Origin of the sequence: Streptococcus loxodontisalivarius (genome assembly GCF_016908645.1) — a bacterium.
Taxonomy (GTDB): Bacteria; Bacillota; Bacilli; order Lactobacillales; family Streptococcaceae; genus Streptococcus; species Streptococcus loxodontisalivarius.
In genome coordinates this window covers 1-17,068 of record NZ_JAFBEH010000023.1, presented here as the reverse complement: position 1 = coordinate 17,068, position 17,068 = coordinate 1, and the positions used below count along the sequence as shown (strand labels likewise).

The following is a 17,068-nucleotide window of genomic DNA, read 5'->3' as shown; positions in this document are numbered from 1 at the left end:
CAGTGACTTAAGATCACCTAGCATTATTCAATCCACTAAAGCTCAGCTATTTTCCAGCTTCACCGATAATACGAACTTCAGGCTCTAAGGTGATACCAGATGATAGCTCAACTTTTGCGATAACATCTGCAATCAAGTCCTCGTAGTCCTTAGCAGAACCGTCAGCTACATTGACCATAAAGCCAGCGTGTTTTTCTGACACTTCTACACCACCGATACGGTGACCTTTGAGGCCTGCTTCCATAATCAGCTGACCTGCGAAATTACCAACTGGGCGTTTGAAGACTGAGCCACAAGAAGGGTATTCCAAGGGCTGCTTCAAAGCACGCAGGTGATTGAGACGATTCATCTCTTGGGTAATCATTGTATGGTCACCTGGATTGAGGGCGAATTTGGCTGAAATCACGATGTCACCTGTCTCTTGAAGGACTGAGTGACGATAGCCAAACTGCATATCACGTGCTTCAATCGTCTTAATCTCACCATCTTTAGTCATAACTTGAGCTGAAACTAGGACATGGGCAATTTCACCGCCATAAGCGCCAGCATTCATAAAGACAGCACCACCGACACTTCCTGGAATACCTGCCGCAAATTCAAAACCAGTCAAACTGTAGAATTGAGCAACCTTGGTTGTTTCAATCAGATTAGCTCCTGCTTCTGCCTCAATCGTATAACCGTTGAGGGTAATGGTATTTAGCTTATCAAACATGATAACAAAACCACGGATACCACCGTCACGAACAATCAGATTGCTAGCATTTCCAAGAACTAGCCAAGGAATATCATGAGCATTGGCAAACTTAACAAGTCTAGCCAACTCATAACGGTTTCTTGGAAAAGCAAGGTAGTCCGCAGAACCACCAACCTTGGTATAGGTGTACTTTTTCAATGGCTCATTGTGGCGAATATCAATACCCGCCAAGAGCTCTTTCATTTTTTCAATCATAATATACTTTCTAAACAAATCAATTCCTCTTTTATCAGCTAGCTAAACTCTTTAGTTAGCAGCGAAAATGATTTCTTCATTGAGTCCAAGTTATAACCCAATTGATTCATATAAAAAGAGGCAGGATCAGCTTGATCCCAACCTCAACATTATATCAAAAAAGTAAGCATTTGACGAGCTATTTTCAAGCCTGAAATGGTGCTATTTTCCAGTAAGCAAAACGATAAAAGAGCAAAGCTCCGTACTAGACTAGTCTACTACTTCAACTTGACTAGCATCGAGGAGCGACAAGGCATCTGCATAAGGCAAGGCTAACACTGGCTCGGTCAGATCGGGTGCGATTTCTAGGAGTGGAACAAGAACAAAAGCACGCTCTTTCATAAAAGGGTGGGGTAGTCGAAGCTCCTCGACATCAGAAGTATCCTGACCGTAGAGTAGCATGTCAATATCAATCGTCCTTGGACCCCAATGCTCGTGACGAACTCGGTCCAAATCTTTTTCTATCTTTTGGCAATAGCGGAGCAGGTCAAACTTGTCTAAGTCAGTCTCTAGCTGGCAAGCAAGGTTGAGAAAATCATCCTGATCAGTCTTACCCCAAGCCGCTGTTTGATAGAATGAAGAGACAGCAACCACTTTTGTCTGTGGAAGATCATTCAAGAGCTGCAAGGCTCTTTCGAGATAGGCTCTCTTATCACCCATATTTGAGCCTAAACTCAGATACACTAGTGTCATCGGCTGCGCTCCAATTCAATTCCAACTGATTGATAATGCCCATTGATCGGTGGATTTTCCTTGCTAATTCGGATAGTGATGGCTTGGATGGCTGGAAATTCGTCAAAGAGATCGTCGCAGATTGCTCCTGCCAGGCGCTCGATAAGGATGTATTTTTTCTGCTCTGCCTGTTTCTGAACAGCCTCAAAAACCAGTCCATAATGAACAGTATCTTCCAACTTATCTGTCTGCGAAGCTTTTTGCAAATCAACCATCAACTCTAAATCAATGACAAAAATCTGCCCCAGCTTTTGCTCCTCCTCAAAGGCGCCGTGGTAGCCGTAAAAACGACAACCGTTCAAAACAATCTTATCCATCAAATCCTCTTTCTAAACCATCTGGCTCATGACCTTAACGATGTCACGGTTGGCTTTAACATTGTGAACACGCACGATTTGGCATCCTTTGGAAATGGCATGCGCTGTAAGTGCAGCAGTCCCCATATCACGCTCCAAGGGCTTGGTCTGACCACCCAAGAGATAGTCAACAGTGCGCTTGCGAGAAATACCAAAAAGGACTGGATAACCCAATTGGCAGACCTGCTCCAAGCCTTTCAAAAGTTCAATATTTTGTTCTTCTGTTTTGGCAAAACCAAAACCAGGATCAATCCAAATCTTATCACGATCGAGCCCAGCAGCAAGAGCTGCCTGCGCACGCTCTGTCAAAAAGCAACAAACATCTTCTGTGATATTTTGATAAACCTCATCTTCTTGATTGTGCATGAGAATGATAGGCACTTGACGCTCTGCTGCCAAAGACAACATCTGCCCATCATAGAGACCAGCCCAGACATCATTGAGAATATGCGCACCCGCATCGAGAGCCGCTCTTGCTGTCTCTGTCTTATAGGTGTCGATGCTGATGAGAACATCAAAACGCTCACGAATAGCCTTGATTACTGGAACGATGCGATTAATTTCGTCTTCTGCCGAAACAAAGTCTGCACCAGGTCGAGTTGATTCGCCACCGACATCGATAATTGTAGCACCAGCTGCAATCATTTCTTCAACCTGTTTTAGAGCTGGTTCGACCTGCGTATAAGAACCGCCATCTGAAAAAGAATCTGGTGTGACATTAAGAATGCCCATGATGGCAGCATTTCCATCAATTTGGTAGTCTCCAATTTTCATCTTTTTACCCTTAATTTCCTCGAATTAGGCTCAATAGCTCACGACGTTCATCTGGATTTTCTTTGTAGTAGCCACGCGCAACTGTTGTTACTGTTTTAGCACCAGGTTTTTTAATCCCTCGCATCGTCATACACATATGCTCTGCTTCAACCATAACAAAAACACCTTTAGGATTAAGTGCTTCTTCCAAAGCAGTTGCAACTTGAGCTGTCAAACGTTCTTGCAATTGAGGGCGTTTAGCAGCAACCTCAACAGCACGAGCCAACTTGCTAAGACCAGTTACCTTGCCATCACTTGGTAGGTAGGCAACATGAGCCACTCCGTAAAATGGAACCAAGTGGTGCTCACACATAGAGTAGAAAGGAATGTCTTTGACCAAGACCAACTCCTCATGTTCTTCTGAAAAGACGGCTGTAAATTGGTCTTTAGGATCCTCATTCAGACCTGCGAACATCTCAGTATACATCTTGGCAACACGCTTTGGAGTGTCCAAAAGACCCTCTCGCTCAGGATTCTCACCAAGAGCTGAAAGGAGTTGGTACACGGCTTCTTCTGCTTTTTTCTGATCTATCATAGCTACCTCTTTTTTGTCAATATTAGCTCTATTATACCTTATTTTAAGGTAAAGAAAAAGGGAGCCTGGTCTAAAATAATGAATTTTGCAACAATTCCGCAAATTTATCCTGAAAGAACAAAAAAATGCCAGAAGAAACTTCCAGCATTTTAGACTTAATCAATGATTTTATCAAATTTTTCGGTGTAAAAGAGGGCTGCAGTCATCACAATCGAAAGAAGCAACCAAATGATAAGGGCTATATTCCAAGAACCAAAGGCTTCAAAACTCAGTCCAAAGAGGGTTGGACCAAAGGCTGCAAGAAGATAGCCACCCGACTGAACCATCCCTGACAATCTAGCCGTCTGGTCAGGCGTGTCCGTCTTAAGACTGTAAATAACCAAGAGATAAGGGAAGAGGGCGCTTACTGCTACTCCGATTAAGAGATTGACAGTGAGCCAGTAAGTAAAACTGGCATTTTGGAAGAATAACAGGGCAATTCCTAAAATTCCAGATAGACTAACAAGAGCTAGCGCCACTTGACGTTTTCTGCCCTGCCATTTTTCTGTCAAATAAGGAACGACAACTGAGAATGGCAGCGAAATCAAAGAGTAGATAGAAGCTAGTAGCCCAGCAGCTTCTGCCGATAGTCCAGCTTGAGTCGCCATAGTCGGTAGCCAAGTCAAAGCTGTATAGAACATGAGCGACTGGAGTCCACCAAAAACCAAGAGCCCCCAAGCTTTCTTGCTCTTCCAGAGACTGCCATTCTGCTCCTTTTGACTCTTCTTAGGATAATGATTGAAAGTGGTATTTGGAAGCCAAATCAGAAAGGCGATAAAAACGATGGCTGACAAAATCAGAATCAGTCCCTTCCAAGATGTCGCCGAGGCGATTGGCACTGCAACTGATGAAGCGACAGCTGATGCCAGACCCATAGCTGTTGTATAGACAGCTGTCAGCACACCGACACGCTCTGGTTGATTGGCTTGTATGATTGATGGTAAAAGCACGTTCATCATGGCAATACCAGCACCCAAGAGCATGGTCCCCAGATAAAGCGCAGGCAGATTGAAAATACGCATGGCTGAGCCGACAACCATAGTCAAGAGCACCATGGTAAAGAGCTTCTCAAGTCCAAATTTTTCAGCCAACTTAGGAGCGAGACTAGAGCAGGTCGCAAACATAATCAAGGGAATGCTGGTCAAAATCCCAAGCGAACTAACTGAAACACCTAGACCATCAGCAACCTCGGTCAGAATGGTCGGAATGGTCGTAAAGGGAATGCGGAGCACCGTTCCAACCAGAACGATACCAGGAACAAAAAATAAGGAATGTTTTTTCATCTTAACTTTCTAATAAATAATGTCTGACTTGCGAGATAAAGTAGAGTGAGCCTGTCACCAGATAGAAATCCTCTGTATTATCTTGGTTACGGGAGGCAAGCCAGTCTCTAAAATCGGTAATCTTGTCATACTGACTAGGGTACTTGTCTAACGCTACTGCATTTGGATAGTCAAAGCTAGTCACCGTCAACTGTCCAAGGTCAGCCAACTGTTCCAACATGCTATCGATAGGCTTGGTATCAATAGCTGAAAAGAGGATATGCAAGTTCTTGTCTGCATACTTAGTCTTCATCAAATCTACCAAGACGGCAATACTTTCATTGTTGTGCGCACCGTCAATCATGAGATTATCTGCCATAAGCTCAGTTCTTCCCAACCAAGCAGCCTGAGACAAGCCCTGCTTGATAGACTGGTCGCTGATTTTTGGATAGTCCTTCTGTAACAGCTCCAAGGTCTTGATAGCCAGAGCAGCATTGGTTTCTTGATGACTTCCAGGCATGGCAAGCTCGAGCCGGTCGATTTTCTTATCTTTTGAGACATAGCAGAGCTGACCTTCTACTTCTTCCATGGCAAAGTCCTTGCAGTATTGGAAGATTGGATTTTCGTGAGCTTGCGCTTGTTCTTCAAAGACCACTTGAACATCGCTGCGCTCTGTGGCAAAGATAAATGGTTCACCAGATGTCAGTACACCTGCCTTCTCTCTTGCGATGTCAGCGTAGCTATTTCCCAAAACCGCTTGATGATCCAGACCAATAGAGGGACAAACCACCGCCAAGGCATGAAAGAGATTGGTCGAGTCATAGCGACCACCCATGCCAGCCTCGATGATGGCAATGTCAACAGGATGGTAGCTCCCAAAATAGAGGAACATGAGTAGAGTAATGACCTCAAACTCAGTCGCCGCTTCAAGGTCAGTCTCGAGGGGCAGACGCTCAACCACAGGCTTAGCAATCTCAGCAATCGCCACCAAATCCTCCTCAGAAATCATCTGACCGTCAAGGCTGAAACGCTCTTTAAAGTCCATGATATAAGGCGATGTGAAGGTCCCCACCTCATAACCAGAGGCAGTCAGAACCTTCTGTAGATTATTGACCGTCGACCCCTTGCCATTAGTGCCAACCACATGCACTGCCTTAATCTTTTCCTGAGGATCTCCCAGTTCAGCAAGCATCCAAGCCATACGTTCAAGACCAGGCTTGATTCCAAAAGCCAGCTTGCTGTGAATCCACTCCAAAACTTCTTGATAGGTCATTCTTCTCCTCTTTCTAGTTCTACCTCGTAAAGTCCTCTGACAGCATTGCAGAGCAGGATACGACTTGCTTTTTCCAAATCTTCCTTGTAGAGATGAGCCTCTTTGACCAGACCTTGGTCGATTAAGCATTGACGATAAAGCCCTGCCAAGCAGCCGTCTTCAACTGCTGGCGTCAGCAGTTCACCATCTAAGTCCAAAACAAGATTGGCAATCCTTGACTCCTGCAAGCGACCATCAGCACCGTAAAAAAGACAGTCCCCATCCAAGTCAGGAATATGGTCACGCCTGCTAGTTTTAAAAGTCACAAAAGCCGTCAAGTCCAAATCACGCTCTTTCAAGGTCAGTCGAGTATATGATTTTGGTAGTTGGCTCAATGGCTGCGCTTCAAAGCCAAACTGACCTGATTTAGAAACAGTCATCCTTAATCGATAAGTCCCCTGAGCTAGCGCTTCTATGCTAGCATCCAAAGCAGCTTCAAACTGGTCAAGCTCAAATGTATAATCAAAATAAGCTGCCGCTTCTTTCAAGCGTTTGAGATGAAGATCTCTCAGCTCTAGCTGACCATTGACAAGTTTTCCAGTTGAAATCAAGTCAAAAACAGGATTTTGACGATAGAGCACCGCAGATTTCTGACGAGTCTCTTCAAACTCACCCTGCCACTTGCTATCCCAAGTAATCCCACCACCAACTCCATAGTAGGCAGTCTGTCCCTGCACCTGCATAGTTCTGATAGGTACATTGAAAATAGCAGAGCCATTTGGTAGACAGATTCCGATGGTACCGCAGTAGACACCACGAGCTTGCGATTCCAGTTCGTCAATGACCTTCATAGTCGCAATCTTAGGGGCACCAGTAATAGAGCCGCAAGGATAGAGAGCTTCAAAAATTTCTGTCAAAGACTGGGTTTGCAAAATCCCTTTGATGGTTGAAGTCATCTGCCAAACAGTCGAATACTGCTCAACCTGACAGAGCTGGTCAACCTTAACCGAGCCAATCTGACAGACCCTCCCCATATCGTTGCGAAGAAGGTCCACAATCATCATATTTTCGGCACGATTTTTAATATCCTGCGCCAGCCAAGCCTGCTGCTCAAGATCTGACTGGTAGGTCAAACCTCTGCTCGTCGTCCCCTTCATGGGTCTCGTCGTCAGCTCCTGCCCCTCTTTTTTAAAGAAAAGCTCAGGACTAGCTGACAAGATAGCCACATCATCATGGGCAATATAGGCATTGTAACCAGCATTTTGCTCCACCATTAGACGATTGTAAATAGCAAAGCTATCATCAGCAATCTGAGATTTCAGACGAATCGTGTGGTTAACCTGATAGGTATTTCCCTGACGAATCTGCTCTTGAATATGACGGATGGCAGCTTCATAGTTTTCCTGACTATCCAAGTCATGCCAAGCCTCAGGCATACTAACAGGGTCGTAACTGAGTGGAAATGGCTGACGCTCTACACGGTCATGAACAGTAAAATAAGCCAGATATTCTCCAGCCAGTTGCCTATCTGAAACGCGAAACTTCTCCTCAAATGCTGGCGCAGCTTCATAAGAAAGGTAGCCTACCACATAGTAGCCCTGCTTTTGAAAGCTCGCCACCTCATCCAAAATAGATTTGACCTCTGAAAGATTCCTTGTCTTTAATTCAAGCACAGGATTTTCAAAAACCAATCGCTCTTCTAGTTCCTTAAAATCAATAACCGTTTTCTTATGCATGTTTCTAGTATAACAAAAAGGAGCCTGAAGCAAAAGCCCAGACTCCTTATTAGATTTTTTTAAGTCTTATTCTGTTTTCTCAGCTCTGCTATTTGCCCAAAGATAAAGATAGCAATAGCAATCCAGATACAGATGAAGCCCTTGAGCTCACCCATGGTAATGCCCTCTCCGAAGAGGAAGATAGCGAATATGAGCTGAATCGTTGGGTTGATATACTGGATGAAACCAACCTGATTGAGCGGTGCTCGCTTAACAGCCTCTGCAAAAAAGAGCAAGGGAATTGCTGTAATTGGACCCGATAAGACCAGAAGGACATTCTCATAAAGACTGTAATCTAGGAGGTTTTCCTTACTGAAGAAAAGCAGATAGATAAGTGCAAAAGGCGCAATGATCATAGCTTCGACCAACATGGCAACGTCACTTGATAGCTTAACACCTTTTTTGATAAAGCCATAGAGACCAAAACTAAAGGTCAAAATCAGAGATACCAAAGGTAGATGACCCGTATTGACAACCAGGAGAAGAACACCCGCAGTTGCCATAAGGACTGAAACCCAAGTCCAAGTCGATAATTTTTCCTTGAGAAAAAGCAAGGACAAGAGAACTGAAAAGAGCGGCAGAATATAATAACCCAGACTAGCCTCGGTCGCCTGACCATTTCCAACAGCGTAGATATAAATCAGCCAGTTGGTCGCAATCAGCAAACTCGCCCAAATCATAGCCCAAAGGGCAGATTTATTTTCCCAAAGCGCCTTCAATTCAGTCTTGTAAAGCGACTGCCTTCTAGCTAGAACCATATAGACCGACATGGAAATCAAGGTCCACAAGATGCGGTAAGAAAAGGTATTGTAAGCATTGACATGACTCAGTTGTTTCCAAAAGAGGGATAAAAATCCCCAGAGTAGATAGGTCACAAAAGCCATAAGCAAACCCTTGTTTTTAGTCGACAACTACAACACCTTCTTTATCTACATTGAGAAGGAAGCTTTCACCATCAAGTCCAAGAGCATCGATTTTTTCCTTGATTGCTACTTCGACCGATTTGGGTGCCAAGACCATGACAGTTGGACCTGCACCTGATAGATAGGTCGCATAAGCACCATTTTCTTGACCGATTTCTTTAATGGTTGCGAACTCCTTGACCAATTTTTGGCGGTAGCGCTCGTGGAACATGTCTCCTTGGATGGCTTGCCCAGCTTTTTCCAAGTCTCCTGCAAATAGCGCAGCGATTGCCACATTGGCGATAGATGAGGCAGCTACTGCTTCTTTGTAAGAAAGCTCAGATGGTAGCACACCACGTGAATCAGACGTCTTCAACTCATAGTTTGGAATAAAAGCGATGAATGAAGATTTAGGAAAATCAGCGACAATGCTATTAACCTTCTGGTCCACATAAGATGCCACAACTAGATTTCCGAAAATAGCTGGCGCTACATTGTCAGGGTGACCTTCGATTTCAGTAGCCAAATCAAGCTTCTGATCCGCTGTTAGATTAAGTTGACCAAGTTGGTTAGCTAGCTCAATACCAGCAACAATAACTGAAGATGATGACCCCAAACCACGCGCAAGTGGAATATCAGAAATCATTTTCAAGTGATGAGGTTGAAGATCAGACTTAATCTTAAGAGCAACATCCAAGAGAAGATTACGCTCATCAGAAGGGATGTCAGCACCCAAATCATGCTCGATAAACCAAGAATCACTAGCTTCAAGCACCTCGATCGTTAGATATTTTGAAAGTGCAACACCAACAGAATCAAAACCTGGTCCAATATTGGCTGACGTTGCAGGAACTGTAATTTTCATCCTTATATTGAGTAGAGAGAAGGTCCCTACTATCCTTTCTTTAGTTTTAAAAAAGAGGCTGGGAAAAAAGCTCCTAGGCCTCTTCTTTTTATAGTCTGATTGCAAGACGCAGTGGCTGAGTGGGCTCTAATTCGTTGATAAATCAACTCTTACAGCCCTACTCAACTGTGCGGAGGTGGGACGACAAAATCGAATTCCTTCGGAGTTACCGATTTTTGTCCCACTCTCTCACTTTAACAATTATTCACCAAGAACTTTGAGTGTATTCACAATAGTGAAGTCTTCAACAGCGTTCAATTTAGCTGTAACTGCTTCCAATTGTGTTTTTGAGAGTGAGTGTGTAATAATGACGATACGGGCAGTTGTTCCGTTAGCTTTTTGTTGAAGAACTTGCTCAAATGAGATATCCTCTGAGTTGAAGATTTCTGCAAGACGAAGGATTTTTCCTTTCTCATCCGCTGTATCAATAGCAAAGTAGTAATTGCTCTTCACATCTTCTGGATTAGCCAATTGTGTTGGACGGCTAAACTCGTTGAATGGTTTACCGACGTTACCATCAGTAATACGACGAGCAATACGTACGATATCAGCTGTTACAGATGTTGCTGTTGGTTTTTGACCAGCACCTGGACCGTAGTACATTGACTCGCCGATACCAATTGACTCTACAAAGACAGCATTCATAACGCCATTTACACTTGCGAGTGGGTGATTTTTTGGCAAGAATGTTGGTGATACTTCGGCAGAAAGTCCTGATTCTACTTCACGAACATCACCAACAAGCTTGATAACATAGCCAAGCTCTTGAGCGACAGCGACATCTTCAGGTGTAATCGTTGTGATTCCTTTGTGGGCAACATCTTCAAAATCGATCGTCATTCCAAAACCAAATTGGCTGAGGATAACTGCTTTATAAGCAGCATCGATACCTTCAACGTCGTTTGTTGGATCACTTTCAGCATAGCCGAGCTCTTGAGCCGTCTTAAGGGCATCTTCGTAAGTCCAACCTTCATCAACCATCTTAGTCATCATGAAGTTAGATGTTCCATTAAGCACACCCAAAATACGTGTCACTTTATCAGAAGTCAATGAATTTGCAAGGGTACGAAGAATTGGAATACCACCAGCAACTGCAGCTTCGTAGTAGAAAGCAACACCCTTATCTTGAGCCAATGTAATCAAGTCTTTACCGTGAACGGCAATCAAGTCCTTGTTGGCAGACACAACATGTTTACCAGCTTCCAAGGCACGTGTAATAAAGGTTTTAGCTGGTTCAATACGACCCATCAACTCAACGACGATTGTAATCTCATCATCTGACAAGATTTCGTCAATATTTGTAACGAAGTTGTAGTCGTTTCCAGCAGCGACAAGACGATTTTTTTCTTCATCATCCTTAACCAAAACCTTAGCGATTTCAAGGTCAGTTCCTGCAGCTGCAACAATCTTCTCACCATTTTCTTGAAGCAAGAATGGAATACCGCTGGCAACTGTACCGAAACCAAGCAAACCAATTTTAATAGACATGTCGTTCTCCTTTGACTAAAATACAATGATATTACCTAACATTATATCAAATTATTGTCTGAATTTACAGAAAAAAACTATAAAATTTATGCTATAATATCTTCTATGGAGGTACCTATGAGAAAACACAAAAAATCTAATCCGATTTTGACAATAATTAACTGGCTTCTGATTTTAGCAATCCTTATCTGCCTTTCCTTCGCAGCTTACTTCTATTTAACAAAGTCTAATTCTCAGACAAGTAACAGCCAAATGAGTTCACAAACAAGCAGTCAAGCAACCGAATCGAGTAGTTCAAGTCAAGATCAAACTACTTCTGATGACAGTCAAGTTGACTGGATCAAACAGGATACTACTGTTAAATTCCCAATCCTCATGTACCACGCCATCCATGTTATGGCTGCAGAGGAATCCGCTAACGCTAACTTGATTGTTGACCCTACAACATTCGAAAGCGAAATTAAAGCACTTGTTGATGCTGGTTATTACTTCCTCAGTCCAGAAGAGGCTTATAAGGTACTGACTGAAAATGTTCTGCCAAACGGTAATAACAAGATTGTCTGGCTCACTTTTGACGACAGTCTTTGGGATTTCTATAGCAATGCCTATCCAATCATGAAAAAATACGGCGTTAAGGCTACCAGCTTTGCCATTACTGGCTATGTCCAAAATAGTACAACCGGTTATTACACACCTGAACAGATGCTAGAAATGGAAAGTAACCGTATGTCTATTGAAAGTCATACGGTCAACCATCCCGACCTTGAAGTTTCAAGCAGCGACAGTCAAGCTAGTGAAATGAGCAATTCCGATGACTACCTCCAATCAACTCTTAACAAGGATGTTATCGCAATCGCCTACCCTGCCGGTCGCTATTCAGATACTACTCTATCTCTAGCAGCCAACAATTACAGTCTTGGCGTGACGACAAACGAAGGTCTTGCAAGCGCCGATAATGGTCTACTCAGCCTCAATCGTGTTCGTATCCTACCAACAACAACCGCAGAAAGTCTTTTACAGCAAATCGCAAACTAAGCAATCCTTTGAATGACTCATAATAAAAAAGCAAGGTCAAAAGCTTACTTTTTAGCTTTTCGCCCTGCTTTTTTTGGTCCTATCCAATTGTAGATGAGGAAGGCTAGATTTGCTATCAACAAACCGCCCCATAGTATAGCAAAACCTGTATTCCCTAGAAGAATGCTACGAATCATTCCAATGAGATAAAGTGTAATAAAAATAAAAGATGAAAGAATTTGGTAAGATAGCTTACCAGATGGCTTCTGTGACAAGTGATTACCTCCAAAATGTTGATTAGAAAAAGGAAAGGAAATGTGTCCAACAATTCTTAAGTAATCTTATCACGGATTCTACCAGCTGTCTAGGCTGATTCTGCTAAAATATGGCGGAGCTGTACTGCACTAGGCGATACAATTGGAAGGAAAGCTCCCTCATTCCAACGACGTGTGAAACTAGAGCTTGAATGTTTGAAATAGGCTCTACCACCTCCCGCCTGCAATTCAAGCAAGAGGGCATTAGCCACAACACCAACAATATCAATACGTAGTTGGAAGAGTTGACGAGGATTTTCAATGAAATAGCCTGGCTTGTTCAATCCCTCAAATAGAGGTTTACGAATAGCTTCTAGGCTATCAAGAGTCGCTTGCCACTCCTCACCCAAAACAGAGCGATTAGTGGCAAGGTCTTTTTCGACTTCATCAAGAGATCTTTCAGCTAAACCAAATGCCAAACCGAATTGGTATCCCAAAAACTCAGGACGAATGTCTGAAAGAAAGGCTATCGCATCTTCAGATAGAATCCAACGTTCATCCAACTCTACATTGTTAAAAGTTAGAGAAGCTGTATTTCCCCCTTGAAGGGAAACAAATTGAAGATCTTCTGAACGAGTAAGTCCTTCTGCTGTCGATGGGATAACCAAGGCAATCGGTTTCTTATCCCCATCCTTATAACCTGCTACAAAACTTGCTGTGAAGTTATCTGAACGCAAGTTTGTTACCCAAGGCAAACGTCCACGCAAGTAACGTTTGCCGTCTTTTTCAATAATTGTGACATTGAGGTCTTCAATCTGAGACAAAAATTTTGTAGCATTTGAAAGACCAGTTCCTGCTGAGAGTTTTCCTGTAATTAAATCATCTAGCCAATTGTCAATCAAATAATGATTCCCACTAGCAAGAATAGTTTCGATAAAGGTTCGTTGCCCCCAACCAATAAAGGATGCCGTCAAAGAGTGTTGCGCTAATTCTGCCAAGAAATTCACTACCTCAGTTTTGTCAGCGCCATCACCTCCAAGAGATTCTGGCAAGCCAACTTTAAAGACACCTTCCGCGGCAATCTTTTCCAACAATTGATCTGCTAAGGTTCCAGATTTCTGATCAATCTCTTCTGCATTAGCTTCCAGCCAATCAATAAATTCGTCTGATAAGTAGGCCATAGGCTACCTCCTTTGTCATTTCCAAATCACTAGATTATTTTGCGTACTGTTTCAATTCGTCATTAATAGGTGTGTCAGCCATGTTGTTAGCGTAATTGCAGAGCGTAGCCAAGCTCACACCAAGTACGACATCAAGAGCATTTTGCTCAGTGTATCCTGCTTCAAGAAAATCAGCGAAAGCTTCATCACCGACACGACCTTTGGTATTGATAACTGCGATAGTGAATTTTGCCAAGGTATCCAATTTTGGATCGTCATCAATTGGTGTCGCATTACGAAGTGCTTCGAGAAGGTCTGGTGCCATTTGAATCTGTTTGATAGAGAAAGCTGTGTGTCCAGCCACACAGAAGGCACAGCCATTAGTCACTGCAGCAGTGATTTGTACCACTTCACGTTCAGTTGGCGTCAATGAGTTACGTCGATTGATTGCACCTACTGTACGGTAGGTTTCAAGAGCAGTCGGAGCATTTGCAAGCAAACCGATCAAGTTAGGGATGTAACCACCATTATCTTCCTTAACAGTACGGAGAACATCTTTCACTTCCTCAGGTGCTGTTTCGATTGTATGAATTTGAAATTTTGACATGTGTTTTTACCTCATCTGTTTGATTGATTCTATCTTACCATGTCAAAAAACGCTTGCATAATCTATATTTTTTATGGCTGGCTATAAGAAAAATTTATAGTAAAAAAGGTTGAGACAACTCAACCTTTTAAAGATTATTTAAAGAAAAATCCTGAATAGCGGCAACCATGCGATTGACTTCAGTCGCTGGGAATAGCTGAGCTGCTGAGTTCTTATCATGACTGGTATTTTCAAAAGCGAAGATCGGTCGATTAGCCTCCTTAACTTTTTGCAATACATCATCTGCTTCAGGACCATGATTGATATCCAAATATGCTGAGGACAGCTGAATCAATTGACGAATGCGAGCATTGATGAGTTCTGGATAGATCATAACATTTGGATATTGTTCCAATTTTGACAAACGCTCAGATACTACAGTATAGGCTCCAATGTGGAATTGGACATCTGGGCAAAACTGGATCAAGTCTTCAATCGCTTCCAACTGATCAGTAGAAGTCAAGGTGAACACATGTAAATCTGATACAGACAACACACTCATGGCCTCTTTATAGGTCACTGGAGTCTTTCTCTGACCAGTCAACTCACTAAAGTCAAGCTGGAAATAATACCACCACAACTCTCTAAAACGCGCTACGCTATTTTCATTCCAAGGCTTATCGCTTGTTAAAAAATGAACAATATTTGGGATATGATCTGCAATGTCTAAATAAAGATAAGCTCGATGGTCATATCGACTAACTACGTCGTAAGTCTGAAAATTCCAAGTCTTATTCAACTTCAGCCAACGGTCTTTAAAGACAATATTGATGATGCTCTGATCACCATTTTTGACAAATTTATAGTTTTCATCTGCCGTCTTCAATAAAGTCTCAGTCATGTTTTCGCTGCGCCATAGATCCAAATCAGCAACCAACATACCAGTGTTAAAACCACCCGCTTCGTTTTTATGAGGATCCATTACCGCTGCCAGATAATTACCTTCAAGGTCAAGATTAAATAAATAATCAAGACTCGTATTGATCAACATATCTGAATCCAGATAAACAGCACGCGAGGCAGGGATAGCGTCAGCAAGAAAGAGACGGAACCAAGAGCTTACAGAAAGAAATGTTATCAGATGAGCAATATCTTGGCTATAAACCTTAACATTTGTCAAAGTAGACCCAAGTGGAGCTAATTTTTTATTGACCGAACGAATCCACTCAACTGGTGTATCTTGGTTAAAAAGATAAAAATCCACATCACGATTATAGACACAAACAGACTTAATTGTTACCAAAGCCTTATCTAAATAATTAGCATCTACTGCAAGTGCAATTGCCTTTCTCATTACTATTCCTCCTAATTATTATCTACAATTATACCTTTAACATTATATCACGAGAAAGAGTTAGAAGAAAGATAAAAACAAGGCAAAATTTAATCTAAAGCGCAATTGAAAAAGCTTATATGTAAAATAGATATCCTAACCAGAGACACAATGTTGCAATTGTAAACAAATGACGAAGTAATACTCTCTTTCGTCTACAATGTAATTCTTAAAATCTACTTTCGCCCATGTTTTTCTTTAGCAAGAAATCTTGTAAAGTCTACAAATTGTTCTGCCTCTTTTTGCCCCTTTTCGAGAAAAAGAAAAAACCGCTACTCCGAAGAATAGCGGTTTAATCATGTTTTTAGGCTACCTGAGTAGTTACCTTATTATTTAAGAGTAACTGAAGCTCCAGCTTCTTCAAGTTTAGCTTTGATTTCTTCAGCTTCTGCTGCTGCAACACCTTCTTTAAGAACTGATGGTGCACCGTCAACAAGAGCTTTAGCTTCTTTAAGACCTTCGCCTGTGATTTCACGTACAACTTTGATAACGCCAACTTTTTTGTCGCCAGCTGCAGTCAATTCAACGTCGAATGAGTCTTTAGCCGCACCAGCATCAGCAGGTCCAGCTACAGCAGCTACAGGAGCAGCAGCAGTAACGCCAAATTCTTCTTCGATAGCTTTTACAAGGTCGTTCAATTCAAGGATTGAAGCTTCTTTAATTTCAGCAATAATGTTTTCAATGTTCAATGCCATTGTGATTTCCTCCAAATATAAATTAAATATTAAATAATTGCGTAGCCTAGGCTACTTGTTTTGAAGAGATGCTTATGCAGCACCGTCTTCTTTGCTTTCTGCAACAGCTTTGACAGCGTATGCAACGTTGCGCACTGGCGCTTGAAGAACAGAAAGGAGCATAGAAAGCATACCTTCGCGGTTTGGCAATGTTGCAAGTGCTTGGATTTCTTCTTTTGAAGAAACAGCGCCTTCGATTGCACCACCTTTGATTTCAAGTGCTTCTGCGTCTTTAGCAAAATCGTTAATAACTTTAGCTGGTGCGATAACATCTTCGTTAGAAAATGCTACTGCAGATGGTCCAACAAAAAGTTCTTTAAGATCATCAAGACCTGCTTTTTCAGCTGCACGAGTCAAGATTGAGTTTTTGATAACTTTGAACTCAACATCGTTTTCACGAAGATTACGACGAAGTACAGTATCTTGCTCAACAGTAAGACCACGTGAGTCAACAACGACGATAGATGCTGCAGCTTTCATTTTCTCAGCAACGATTTCGACTTGTTCAGCTTTTTTAGCAATAATAGCTTCACTCATTTTTAGTTTTACCTCCGTAATTATTTTTGGGCTAGGCACAAAAAAATCGTACCTAAACCTAGACACGAAAGTACAATACGTTACAATTTTTAGTTACGTTTTGTGCCTCGGCAGGAATATTATGAGCAGTGCTCCCCTGCTGTCTTAGGTCAGTTTCATTACAAAACCTCATTTATAATAACATGATTTCGATACATCGTCAACTATTTTTTATTTTTTTCTTGTATTTTTTACAGTTATTAGCTAAATAAACATACTAAGATTAGTAGTGAGGAAATCTCCGACAGGAGAGAGTACTCACTACTTTTTCTTTGTGTTAAAGTAGAGGTGTCTTGTTAAGTCGT

18 protein-coding genes and 1 other annotated feature are annotated in these 17,068 nt (G+C 42.2%); of the genes, 1 reads left to right on the top strand and 17 read right to left on the bottom strand.

The window, feature by feature from the left end; genetic code table 11:
• Window positions 1-46 precede the first annotated feature (46 nt).
• The 11 genes from murB to JOC28_RS06120 form a co-directional block, all read right to left on the bottom strand.
• Complete coding sequence (gene murB, locus JOC28_RS06170) at window positions 47-949, bottom strand: UDP-N-acetylmuramate dehydrogenase (RefSeq protein ID WP_239548896.1); 903 nt, start codon at window positions 947-949, stop codon at window positions 47-49.
• Window positions 950-1,198: 249 nt separating this feature from the next.
• Window positions 1,199-1,681, bottom strand: a complete 483-nt coding sequence (folK, locus tag JOC28_RS06165) for a 2-amino-4-hydroxy-6-hydroxymethyldihydropteridine diphosphokinase (RefSeq protein ID WP_205009787.1) — start codon at window positions 1,679-1,681, stop codon at window positions 1,199-1,201.
• The gene (folB, locus tag JOC28_RS06160) at window positions 1,678-2,037 is read right to left on the bottom strand and encodes a dihydroneopterin aldolase (protein WP_205009786.1); all 360 of its coding nucleotides are present in this window, start codon (window positions 2,035-2,037) and stop codon (window positions 1,678-1,680) included. Before folB ends, folK begins: the two co-directional genes overlap by 4 nt.
• Window positions 2,038-2,049: 12 nt before the next feature.
• On the bottom strand, window positions 2,050-2,850 hold the full coding sequence (gene folP, locus JOC28_RS06155; RefSeq protein ID WP_205009784.1) for a dihydropteroate synthase: 801 nt from the start codon (window positions 2,848-2,850) through the stop codon (window positions 2,050-2,052).
• 10 nt (window positions 2,851-2,860) lie between these two features.
• On the bottom strand, window positions 2,861-3,424 hold the full coding sequence (gene folE, locus JOC28_RS06150) for a GTP cyclohydrolase I FolE (RefSeq protein WP_205009783.1): 564 nt from the start codon (window positions 3,422-3,424) through the stop codon (window positions 2,861-2,863).
• Window positions 3,425-3,579: 155 nt separating this feature from the next.
• Window positions 3,580-4,746, bottom strand: a complete 1,167-nt coding sequence (locus JOC28_RS06145) for a CynX/NimT family MFS transporter (protein ID WP_205009781.1) — start codon at window positions 4,744-4,746, stop codon at window positions 3,580-3,582.
• A 1-nt stretch (window position 4,747) separates the two neighbouring features.
• A complete protein-coding gene (locus tag JOC28_RS06140; protein WP_205009780.1) occupies window positions 4,748-5,998 on the bottom strand; it encodes a bifunctional folylpolyglutamate synthase/dihydrofolate synthase in 1,251 nt (416 codons plus the stop codon).
• On the bottom strand, window positions 5,995-7,713 hold the full coding sequence (gene pabB / locus JOC28_RS06135; protein WP_205009778.1) for an aminodeoxychorismate synthase component I: 1,719 nt from the start codon (window positions 7,711-7,713) through the stop codon (window positions 5,995-5,997). The genes JOC28_RS06140 and pabB overlap by 4 nt, the downstream gene beginning before the upstream one ends.
• A gap of 59 nt (window positions 7,714-7,772) precedes the next feature.
• A complete protein-coding gene (rarD, locus tag JOC28_RS06130) occupies window positions 7,773-8,663 on the bottom strand; it encodes an EamA family transporter RarD (protein WP_205009776.1) in 891 nt (296 codons plus the stop codon).
• Complete coding sequence (gene thrB, locus JOC28_RS06125; RefSeq protein WP_205009775.1) at window positions 8,653-9,519, bottom strand: homoserine kinase; 867 nt, start codon at window positions 9,517-9,519, stop codon at window positions 8,653-8,655. The genes rarD and thrB overlap by 11 nt, the downstream gene beginning before the upstream one ends.
• A gap of 240 nt (window positions 9,520-9,759) precedes the next feature.
• Entirely contained in the window at window positions 9,760-11,046 is a 1,287-nt protein-coding gene (locus JOC28_RS06120; RefSeq protein ID WP_205009774.1) for a homoserine dehydrogenase, read from the bottom strand.
• Window positions 11,047-11,151: 105 nt separating this feature from the next.
• Here JOC28_RS06120 and JOC28_RS06115 point away from each other — a divergent pair, with 105 nt between their 5' ends.
• Window positions 11,152-12,081: a polysaccharide deacetylase family protein gene (locus JOC28_RS06115; RefSeq protein WP_205009772.1), complete on the top strand. Its 930-nt coding sequence runs from the start codon at window positions 11,152-11,154 to the stop codon at window positions 12,079-12,081.
• Between the two features lie 44 nt (window positions 12,082-12,125).
• On the opposite strand, the gene JOC28_RS06110 is transcribed toward JOC28_RS06115, so the two are convergent.
• The 6 genes from JOC28_RS06110 to rplJ all read right to left on the bottom strand — a co-directional run bounded on the left by JOC28_RS06110 (window position 12,126) and on the right by rplJ (window position 16,724).
• Window positions 12,126-12,335, bottom strand: a complete 210-nt coding sequence (locus JOC28_RS06110) for a hypothetical protein (protein ID WP_205009770.1) — start codon at window positions 12,333-12,335, stop codon at window positions 12,126-12,128.
• Window positions 12,336-12,424: 89 nt separating this feature from the next.
• On the bottom strand, window positions 12,425-13,495 hold the full coding sequence (locus JOC28_RS06105; protein WP_205009768.1) for an acyl-CoA dehydrogenase family protein: 1,071 nt from the start codon (window positions 13,493-13,495) through the stop codon (window positions 12,425-12,427).
• Window positions 13,496-13,529: 34 nt separating this feature from the next.
• Window positions 13,530-14,081: a carboxymuconolactone decarboxylase family protein gene (locus tag JOC28_RS06100; protein WP_205009766.1), complete on the bottom strand. Its 552-nt coding sequence runs from the start codon at window positions 14,079-14,081 to the stop codon at window positions 13,530-13,532.
• Window positions 14,082-14,208: 127 nt separating this feature from the next.
• Window positions 14,209-15,414, bottom strand: a complete 1,206-nt coding sequence (locus JOC28_RS06095) for a glycosyltransferase family 8 protein (RefSeq protein WP_205009764.1) — start codon at window positions 15,412-15,414, stop codon at window positions 14,209-14,211.
• A 368-nt stretch (window positions 15,415-15,782) separates the two neighbouring features.
• Window positions 15,783-16,148, bottom strand: coding sequence for a 50S ribosomal protein L7/L12 (rplL, locus tag JOC28_RS06090; protein ID WP_205009763.1), 366 nt, complete (start codon window positions 16,146-16,148; stop codon window positions 15,783-15,785).
• A 72-nt stretch (window positions 16,149-16,220) separates the two neighbouring features.
• A complete protein-coding gene (gene rplJ / locus JOC28_RS06085) occupies window positions 16,221-16,724 on the bottom strand; it encodes a 50S ribosomal protein L10 (RefSeq protein WP_205009762.1) in 504 nt (167 codons plus the stop codon).
• A gap of 31 nt (window positions 16,725-16,755) precedes the next feature.
• Window positions 16,756-16,891, bottom strand: a sequence feature (ribosomal protein L10 leader region).
• Window positions 16,892-17,068 lie beyond the last annotated feature (177 nt).

What these genes read in the sequence shown, in the direction of transcription:
- folB (WP_205009786.1), bottom strand. Translation starts at nt 2,037, where the DNA reads ATGGATAAGATTGTTTTGAACGGTTGTCGTTTTTACGGCTACCACGGC.
- folK (WP_205009787.1), bottom strand. Translation starts at nt 1,681, where the DNA reads ATGACACTAGTGTATCTGAGTTTAGGCTCAAATATGGGTGATAAGAGA.
- JOC28_RS06105 (WP_205009768.1), bottom strand. Translation starts at nt 13,495, where the DNA reads ATGGCCTACTTATCAGACGAATTTATTGATTGGCTGGAAGCTAATGCA.
- murB (WP_239548896.1), bottom strand. Translation starts at nt 949, where the DNA reads ATGATTGAAAAAATGAAAGAGCTCTTGGCGGGTATTGATATTCGCCAC.
- pabB (WP_205009778.1), bottom strand. Translation starts at nt 7,713, where the DNA reads ATGCATAAGAAAACGGTTATTGATTTTAAGGAACTAGAAGAGCGATTG.
- JOC28_RS06100 (WP_205009766.1), bottom strand. Translation starts at nt 14,081, where the DNA reads ATGTCAAAATTTCAAATTCATACAATCGAAACAGCACCTGAGGAAGTG.
- rplJ (WP_205009762.1), bottom strand. Translation starts at nt 16,724, where the DNA reads ATGAGTGAAGCTATTATTGCTAAAAAAGCTGAACAAGTCGAAATCGTT.
- rplL (WP_205009763.1), bottom strand. Translation starts at nt 16,148, where the DNA reads ATGGCATTGAACATTGAAAACATTATTGCTGAAATTAAAGAAGCTTCA.
- JOC28_RS06095 (WP_205009764.1), bottom strand. Translation starts at nt 15,414, where the DNA reads ATGAGAAAGGCAATTGCACTTGCAGTAGATGCTAATTATTTAGATAAG.
- JOC28_RS06145 (WP_205009781.1), bottom strand. Translation starts at nt 4,746, where the DNA reads ATGAAAAAACATTCCTTATTTTTTGTTCCTGGTATCGTTCTGGTTGGA.
- folE (WP_205009783.1), bottom strand. Translation starts at nt 3,424, where the DNA reads ATGATAGATCAGAAAAAAGCAGAAGAAGCCGTGTACCAACTCCTTTCA.
- JOC28_RS06140 (WP_205009780.1), bottom strand. Translation starts at nt 5,998, where the DNA reads ATGACCTATCAAGAAGTTTTGGAGTGGATTCACAGCAAGCTGGCTTTT.
- thrB (WP_205009775.1), bottom strand. Translation starts at nt 9,519, where the DNA reads ATGAAAATTACAGTTCCTGCAACGTCAGCCAATATTGGACCAGGTTTT.
- JOC28_RS06115 (WP_205009772.1), top strand. Translation starts at nt 11,152, where the DNA reads ATGGAGGTACCTATGAGAAAACACAAAAAATCTAATCCGATTTTGACA.
- JOC28_RS06120 (WP_205009774.1), bottom strand. Translation starts at nt 11,046, where the DNA reads ATGTCTATTAAAATTGGTTTGCTTGGTTTCGGTACAGTTGCCAGCGGT.
- folP (WP_205009784.1), bottom strand. Translation starts at nt 2,850, where the DNA reads ATGAAAATTGGAGACTACCAAATTGATGGAAATGCTGCCATCATGGGC.